This is a genomic window from Corallococcus sp. AB030, assembly GCF_003668965.1.
GTDB classification, from domain to species: Bacteria; Myxococcota; Myxococcia; order Myxococcales; family Myxococcaceae; genus Corallococcus; species Corallococcus exiguus.
In genome coordinates this window covers 1-8,730 of the sequence record NZ_RAWQ01000300.1, presented here as the reverse complement: position 1 = coordinate 8,730, position 8,730 = coordinate 1, and the positions used below count along the sequence as shown (strand labels likewise).

The 8,730-nt window shown below is 72.2% G+C and carries 3 protein-coding genes; all 3 read left to right on the top strand.

Annotation, left to right across the window (positions count from 1 at the left end; genetic code table 11):
* The first annotated feature begins 349 nt into the window (after nt 1–349).
* From D7Y15_RS40445 to D7Y15_RS40435, 3 genes are read left to right on the top strand one after another with little or no spacing between them, the layout of a single operon-like run.
* Nucleotides 350–3,595, top strand: a complete 3,246-nt coding sequence (locus tag D7Y15_RS40445) for a PD-(D/E)XK nuclease family protein (protein WP_121755915.1) — start codon at nt 350–352, stop codon at nt 3,593–3,595.
* Complete coding sequence (locus tag D7Y15_RS40440) at nt 3,592–7,260, top strand: UvrD-helicase domain-containing protein (RefSeq protein ID WP_121755914.1); 3,669 nt, start codon at nt 3,592–3,594, stop codon at nt 7,258–7,260. The genes D7Y15_RS40445 and D7Y15_RS40440 overlap by 4 nt, the downstream gene beginning before the upstream one ends.
* Before the next feature lie 12 nt (nt 7,261–7,272).
* Nucleotides 7,273–8,583: an adenylosuccinate synthase gene (locus D7Y15_RS40435; protein ID WP_120566437.1), complete on the top strand. Its 1,311-nt coding sequence runs from the start codon at nt 7,273–7,275 to the stop codon at nt 8,581–8,583.
* Nucleotides 8,584–8,730: the final 147 nt, after the last annotated feature.

Sequence of the window (8,730 nt, the reverse complement as noted above, 5' to 3'; positions counted from 1 at the left end):
CAAGCACCTCGCGCTCCGCTCCCTTGAAGCGCGGAGTCGGGTCCTTTGCGACGCGGCGCCTGCCCCCCTGCTCGGCAGAGGCGCAGGAGGCTCCTTCTTCTGAAGTCATCTCTCTTCTACGGGACCCAGCGGATTGCTTATTCCGCGCAACCCTCCTGTCGGACAGGTTCAGAGCCCTGGGCGCCTCCAGCCTGAACGGAGCTGTCCCGGGTCGGGCGGAAAGGCTTGCGTCCTTGGACTTTCCGGGTTCCGAGGGCGGCAGGCGAGCGGACAACGGGCCAGGGTGTGGGAATGCGCAGAAAGGAGCATGAAAACGGCGCCCCTGGCCGTTCTAGAGTCCTCGCCCCGCATGCCCCGTCCTGGCCGCACACTCCACGTCTTCCCTGATGCCGCGCGCCGCCAGGCTGCCCTGCGGTCGGAGCGGCGTGCGCGGGGCATCTCCGTGGGGACCCACCTGCTCACGTGGGACGACTTCGTCCACGCGCTGGGTGGGGCGCGCGAGCTCAACCGGCGGCCCTGTCCCGCGATGACCGCCCGCGCCGTGGTGGCTGGCCTGGGCGCCACGCTCGGCCCCACGCCGTTCGGCGACTACGTGCGCGAGCCCGCCTTCGCCCGCGCCGCGGCGGACGTGCTGCTGGACCTGAAGGCGGGCCGGCTCTCCCCTCGCGAACTCCAGGACGCCGCGGAGGTGCTGCCTCCGGAGCGTCGCACCCGCGCGCGGGTCCTCGCCCGGCTCTATCACCTGTACGAACAGCGGCTGGCGGAGCTGGGACTCGCGGACCGCGAGGACGTGCTCCGGGGGGCTCGTGAGGCGCTGGACCGGGGCGCGTGGCCCTCGGGCTGGGACGGGGTGACGGGGCTGGTGCTCCACGGCGTCTACGACGTGCGCCCGTCGAAACTGGAGCTGCTGATGGGGCTCGCCGCGGCGTGCGAGGCCCGGCGCGTGTCGCTGCGCGTGGAGACGCCGGTGGGCGGCTCGCCGGTGGCCGACGCGGCGCTCGCGGCGCTGTTCCGCGCCTTCGAGAACCGGGGCGAAACCATGCCCCACGTGGACCTCTTCAAGGCGGACGTCACCTTCGAGGGCCGCCCCTTCACCGACCTGGGCCGGCACCTGTTCTCGCCCCGCGCCGCTCGCGACGCGCTGAAGGGCGCGGTGGACGGGCTGTCCGTGTGGAACGCGACGAACGCGCGCGAAGAGGCCCGCGTGGTGGCCCGCGACGTGCGCCGCCTCATCGACGCGGGCAGCGCGCCGGGCGACATCGCCATCGCGTACCGGGACCTGGGCCCGGAGGCGGGCTGGCTCGCGGAGGCCCTGGGCGACCTGGGCATACCGGTGCGTCTGCCGTGGGGTGAACCGCTCGCGCTCGCGGGGCCGGTGCGATTGGCGCTGGAGCTGCCGGTGTTGATGGAGGACGGCTTCCCGGCCGAACGCGTGGCGGAGCTCGTCTCCAGCCGCTACGTGCCCTCGCTGTCGCGCGGTGGGCCGGATGCACCCGCGACCCTCTTCGCGCTCGCCGCCGCGCGCGACGACCGCCTGGGCGCCACGCGAGGGAAGGGCGCCTACGACGTTCGCCTGGAGGGGCTCGCGCGCCGGATGGCCGCGCAGGGCGGCAAGCGCAAGGAGGACGCGGTCAAGGTGATGGCCGTGCGCGCGCTGCGCGACCGCGTGATGCGGCTCATCGACGAATGCCGCCACATCCCCCAGGAGGCCCCCGCCGCGGAGGCACTCGCCGCGTGGTGGAAGGTCGTGGAGCGGCTGGGCCTGCTGGACTCCGCGGGGCCCCTGGAGGCTCGCGAGGCCGGGTCCCTGGGAGCGCGGATCGAGGACGCGAGGGCCCGGGACGACGCGGCGCTCGCGGCGTTCCGCCAACGGATGGAAGCGCTGCTGCGCTCGCTGCGAGCCGTGGGCGGAGGTCCCCGCGTCACCCGGCGCGTGCTGGGCCGGTGGCTGGCGGACGCGCTGCGCGACGTGCACCTGCCCGCGCGAGGCTCGTCCACGGGCGCGGTGGAGGTGCTGGACCTGTCGGAGGTTCCGGGCCGCACCTTCCGGCATCTCTTCGTCGCCGGGCTCACCGAAGGCCGGCTCCCCGGGCGAGACCCGCCGTCGCCGCTCCTCGGAGACGCGGAGCGCGTGGCGCTCAACCAGCACCTGACCCGGGACGTGTTCCGCCTCACCGGCGGCGAGTTCGACGACCGGGCGCCGTGGCGCCTCACGGAAGACCGGCTGCTCTTCGCCAGCGCGCTCGCGGCGGCGGAGGGCTCGTTGAGCCTGTCGTTCGCGGTGAAGGCCTCGGGCGGACAGGAGCAGGTGCCCTCCGCGTTCCTGGGAGAGGTGCGCCGGCTCACCGGCCACAAGTGGTCCACGCGCACGCTGCCTCCGGTGCTGCCGTTGGACGAAGTGCTCACGCTGCCGGAGCTGCGGCGCACCGTGGCGCTGGAGGCGCTGGCGGGCCTGTCGTTCCCGTCGTTGCGTGTCACGGAGCCGGACCCCGCGGGACAGGTGCTCAAGGACCGCTTCGGCACGGATGACTGGTTCCGCAGCGCCCGCGAGCTGGCCCACATGGAGGCCGCGCGCCTGCGCTTCTTCGGCCGCGAGGACGAACTGCCCGGCGAATTCACCGGCGGCGTGCAGGGCCCCCAACTGGAGCAGAAGCTGCGCGACACGTTCCACTTCGGCCTGGAGCGTCCGTTGTCCGCGAGCGCCCTGTCGAAGTTCGGCAACTGTGGCTTCCAGGGCTTCGTCGCATACGGCCTGAAGGTGGCCGAGCCCGTGGTGGCCAACGAGGAGTTCGACGCTCGGGGCCGAGGCACCTTCTGGCATCGCGTGATGGAAGAGGTCTTCAAGGCGCTCAAGGAGAAGAAGCTCCTGGGCCAGGCGCCGGAGGACATCCCCGAGGAGGTGCTGGAGAAGGCGGTCAAGAAGGCCAGCCGGCACTTCGCGGAGCTGTACCACGTGGGCCACCACGAGCTGTGGAAGCTCGCGGGCGAGAAGGCCCAGGCCATGGCCCGGCGCATCCTGACGGATCCTCGGCATGGCCTACCGTTCGACCCACTGGTGCCCGAAGGCTTCGAGCTGCGCTTCGGCCCCGCCGCCGAGGACAAGCGCTGGAGCGACGTGAAGCTGATGGTGGCGGAGGACGCCATCGTCTTCGAGGGGCAGATCGACCGGCTGGACACGGCCGGTGTGGAAGTGGGCGTCATCGACTACAAGACGGGCCGCCTGGACAAGCGCACGCTGAAGGAGAACCTGCTGCGTTCGGACTTCCAGCTCCCGCTGTACCTCTACGCCGCGCGCGAGGCCGGCCACGTGGGCGCGCGCAACGCGGCGTGGTTCTCGCTGCGCACGGGAGACGCCATCCACCTGTCCTCGGTGATGCCGCCCGCGGAGCTGGAGGACCTGCTGTCCACCGATCCGGAGGTACGCCAGCGCGTGGCGGACGCCGCCGGACTCAACCTGCCCAACGCGGTGGAGTCGCTGGTGCGCCAGCTGCGCAAGGGCGACTTTCCGGCGCGGCCCAATGACTGCGGCAAGTGCGGCTACCGCGCGGTGTGCCGCATCACCGAGCGCCGCATCTCGGACGAGGGGAGCGGATGAGCGACACCGCGCCCCACATGCTCGCGCTGGAGAAGAACCTGGCCCTGATGGCGGGCGCAGGCGCGGGCAAGACGTACAGCCTGGTCACGATGACGCTGCACCTGTTCGCGGGAGCACGGCAGGCGGATCCGCTGCGTCCCTCCCGGCTGTGCATGCTCACGTTCACGGACAAGGCCGCCGCCGAAATGCGCAAGCGCGTCCGCGAGCGCCTGGACGCGCTGGCCCAGGGTGACGTCCCGCTCGACGCGGAGAAGGTGCTGCGCGCGTCGCTCGCGAGGCTGGAGCGCCCGTTCCCCACGCAGGACGCGTGGCGCAAGGTGCGCGAGGAGCTGGGCGCCGCGACGGTGGGCACGTTCCACTCGCTCTGCGGTCAGCTCCTGCGCCGCGCGCCGCCCGCGGTGGGCATTGATCCCGCCTTCGAGGTGCTCGACGAACTGGAGGCATCGGGCCTGCTGGAGGACGTCACCGAACGCGTCGTCCTGGACGCGCTGGAGGGCGGCGACGCGCGCGTGCGCGAGCTGTGCGCGGAGCTGGGCTTCTCCGGCTCCGGCTTCTCCGACGGGCTCGTGGCCGCGCTGATGGACGTCTACGGCACGCTGCGCGAGGAGGGCCTCAAGGCCGCCACCGCGCGCGTGGGCGACGGCGTGGCGGACAAGGCGCAGCTCGAAGCCCTCATCGACGATTGCCGCCGCCTCTGTCTGGACGCCCGCGCCCAGGACACCAAGGGCGAGTGGAGCAACCTCCTGTCCGCAGCCGAGCCCGCGCTGAAGGGCATGACGCCGGACACGTTCATGCAGCCGGCCCACTTCCCGACGCTGCGCAATGTGCTGCTGTCGGAGCCGCGCAACCTGGCCAACCTGCGCAAGGGCGCGGGCGCGTGCTTGAAGGAGCTGCTCTGGAGAGTGAAGGGCAAGAGCGACGGCTCCGTGCGGCGGCTGGAGGATGCCTACGCCGCGTGGCGCACGGCGCCCTTCGAGGCGACCTTCCGCGACCTGTTGACCCAGGTGGAGGAGCGGCACGACGCGGAGCTGACCCGGCGCAACGTGTTCGACTTCACCTCGCTGCTGGTGAAGGCGCGCGACCTGCTGCGCGACCATCCGGAGTTCCGTCAGCAGGTGCAGGAGCGGCAGGGCGCGCTGTTGGTGGACGAGTTCCAGGACACCAACCGGTTGCAGCTGGAGCTGGTGCTGCTCCTGTCGGAGAAGCGCGAAGGCGGCCCGCGCGAGCTGACGCCGGACGCGGACCTCGTGGCCGCGCTGCCCCTGGAGCCCGCGTTCCTGTGCGCGGTGGGTGACCGCAAGCAGTCCATCTACGAGTTCCGTGGCGCGGACGTGTCCGTGTTCAAGGTCCTCGCGGACAAGATTGACGCCGAGGGCGGCATGCGCGGCTTCCTCCAGAACAACTACCGCTCGCTGCCCGGTGTCCTGTCCTTCTTCAACCGCGCGTTCGCTGGGCTGCTCGTGGCGAAGGAGTCAACGCCCCGTCCCTTCGAGGTCGTCTACGAACCCGAGACGGACGACCTGTCGCCCACGCGCCCGGATCTGGTGGATGGGCCCGTGGTGGAGCGGCTCACCCTGCCGGAGGCCGACACCGCCCCGGAGCTGCGCGAGTACGAAGCGGACGCGGTGGCCCGCAGGCTGCGGGTGATGCTCGCGCCGGGTGCTCCGCCGGCGGTGATGGCGGAGGACAAGAAGGGCCTGCGTCCCGCGCGCGGCGGCGACGTGGCCATGCTCTTCCGGACCTTCACGCACCTGGAGGAGTACCGGCAGGCGTTGATCCGCCATGGCGTGCCGCACCGGGTGCTGCGAGGCCGCGGGTTCTACGGGGCGCAGGAGGTGCGCGACCTCGCCTCGTTGCTGGCGCTGCTCGCGGACGCGGACGACGCGCTGGCGTTCGCCGCGGTGCTGCGCTCGCCGCTGGTCGGCCTGTCGGACGCGTCGCTGTTCCGGCTCGCGGGGGACCTGCCGCTGTCGCTCGGCTCACCCCGGTTGGTGGATGAAGAGGTCCGCGCCGCCATGTCCGCGCGTGAGCAGTCGCGGCTCGCGCGCTTCCTGGAGCTCATCCCCGTGCTACGGCGAGAGAGGGATCGGCTGGGCGTGCATGCCCTCCTGCAGGCAGCGTTGGACGCGACCGGCTACCGCGAAGCCCTCGCGGGCTCTCCCTACGCGGAGCAGGCGAGCGCGAACGTGGAGAAGCTCCTGTCGCTGGCGGCGCGCAGGGACGAGCGCGGCACGGGAGGCTGCGTGGCCTTCGCGCGCGAGCTGCGCCAGCTGGCGGACTCCGACCCCAACGAGGCCCAGGCGGACCTGCTGGACGAGGGCGACCCTCGCGCCGTGCAACTGCTCACCATCCACCGCGCCAAGGGCTTGGAGTGGCCGGTGGTCATCGTGCCCGGGATGGGAGGACGCCGCCGTACCACGTCCGCTCGGGCGTACTTCGAGCGCTCCTTCGGCCTGGCCCTGCGGCCGTGGATGCCGGACTCGCTGGACACCTTCACCTCCGAACGCTTCGAGGCCGTGCGCGCCGAGCTGAAGGCCCGCGAGGACGCCGAATACCTGCGCCTGCTCTACGTGGCCCTCACGCGCGCCAAGGACCTGCTCGTGCTGTCCGGCGGCGAGGAGAAGCGCGCGGGCACGGACACGTGGTGGCATCGCGTGGACCGACGGCTGGACGCGGATCCGGACCTGCGTGCGCTCGCCAACGACTTGGACGTGGAGCAGCTGCCGCCGCCCGCGGATCCGGAGCCGCCCACGGCGGAGCAGCTCGAACAGGCGCGGATCCGCCTGGAGTCCGCGCTGGAGCGCATGTCCGTCGAAGCCTCCGGCGCCGGTGCCGAAGTGTTCACCGACGCCCCGGCGGTCGCCTCCGTGCGCGCGGTCCAGGACTTCCTCACCTGTCCTCGCCGCTACCACCAGCTCCATCGGCTGGGGCTCGCCGTCGGATCCGAACCGTGGGAGGCCCCCGTGCGCGCCGCGCCCCTCTTCGTGGAGCCCGATGGCTGGCTGCCCGTGGAGCGTCCGGACCAGCTCGTCACACGGCTGTTACGCGAAGTGGACCTGTCACTCGCGGGCGCGGACGTGGAGGCCTCCGAGCGGCGCGCGCACCTGGAGAACCTGCTGCGGAGCGCGGGCCGGGATCCGGACGAGGACGACCTGGGGGACGTGCTCGCCACCGTGGAGCGCTTCCTGGACACGACGTTCGCCCGCCAGCTCGCGGCGGTGCCCGCGTCCACCATCCACCGGGGCTTGGACTTCGTGCTGGACCTGGATGACAGCGCCAGCGTGGAGGGCGCGGTGGATCTGCTCTGGGAGTCGCCGGACGGCGAGGCCGTGGCGGTGCTCCTTCGCCCGGGTGCTCGCCACCCCCTGGGCCCGGCCTCATGTGTCCATGAGCTGACGGCCCTGGCCCTGGCGTCCGCGCGGATGGTTCGCGAGGGGGTGGCGGTGCGGGTGGGCGTGGCCTTCCTGGGCGACGCCTCCCCAGAGCCGGAATTCCTCCCGGCCGGATCCGCCGACGCCGGGGCGGTGCGCCGGCTGGCCGAGGGCGTCCGAGCGCTTGTCCAGGCCGAAATGTCCCGGGCATGGCCGGGGTGGGACAGGGCGGCCTGCCAGGCCCTTCACTGCGGCTTCGCGGAACACTGTCACCCGGCCCCTCCCGCGTGCTAAGCGGCGGGCACCATGCCGAACGTCGTCGTCATCGGAGCGCAGTGGGGAGATGAGGGGAAGGGCAAGGTCGTCGACCTTCTCACCGAGCACGCCCAGGTGGTCGTCCGTTTCCAGGGCGGCAACAACGCGGGGCACACGCTGGTGGTGGGTGGGCAGAAGACCGTCCTGCACCTGATTCCGTCTGGCATCCTTCACCCGGGCAAGACGTGTGTCATTGGCAACGGAGTGGTGGTGGATCCCGCCGTCCTCGTCGGGGAGATCGACGCGCTCAAGCCGCGCGGCTTCCTCAAGGATGACGCCCAGTTGCTCATCTCCGACAACGCCCACGTCATCTTCCCGTGGCACAAGCTGCTGGACAGCTTCCGTGAGAAGGCGCGCGGTGGCAGCGCCATCGGCACCACGGGGCGGGGCATTGGTCCGGCGTACGAGGACAAGGTCGCCCGCCGGGGCATCCGCGTGCGGGACCTGCTCCACCCGGAGCGCCTGCGCCGCCGCATCGACGAGCGCCTGCCCGCCGCGCTGGAGGAGCTGAAGGACCTCTGCGCCCAGGCCGGCGTCGACGTGCCGCGCCTGGAGACGCCGCAGGTGCTGGCGGAGTTCTCCGCCCTGGGCGAGCGGCTGCGCCCCTACGTGCACGACGTGTCCCTCTTCCTCTCCGAGCAGGTCCGCCGCGGCGCCCGCATCCTCTTCGAGGGCGCGCAGGGCACGCTGCTGGACGTGGATCACGGCACCTATCCGTTCGTCACCAGCTCCAACTGCGTGGCGGGCAACGCCGCGGTGGGCTCGGGCCTGGGTCCCACGGCCATCGACAAGGTGATGGGCATCAGCAAGGCGTACACCACGCGCGTCGGCGGAGGCCCGTTCCCCACGGAGCTGAGCGACGAGCTGGGAGACCGGCTGCGCAAGGTGGGCGACGAGTTCGGCGCCACCACGGGCCGCCCGCGCCGCTGCGGCTGGCTGGACGGCGTGGTGCTGCGCTACGCGGTGCGCGTCAACGGCCTGTGGGGCCTGGCGCTCACCAAGCTGGACGTGCTCAGCGGCATCAAGACGCTCAGCATCTGCAACGCGTACGAACTGGACGGCCAGCGCGTCACCGAGCTGCCCGGTGACTACGAGGACCTGGCGCGCGTGAAGCCCATCTACGAGTCGCTGCCCGGCTGGGACGAGAAGATCGCCGGCGTGCGCACCTTCGACGAGCTGCCGGAAGCCGCCAAGCGCTACGTGCGCCGCGTGGAAGAGGTCAGCGGCGTGCCCGTGGTGTGCGTGTCCGTGGGCGCCGACCGCGGCGAGACGGTGCTCCTGCAGAACCCCTTCCGCAGCTAGGAAGGACGCAGGCCGCAGTGGTCCTGGCCCGCCGGGGGCCAGGACGGGAGAGGGACATGGTTCGCACGCGCAGGTTCCAGCTCGGGGTCTCGGCGGTGGTGTGGCTCGGCACGTTGGCGGTGCCAGCCTGGGCCCAGGGCCCCGGCC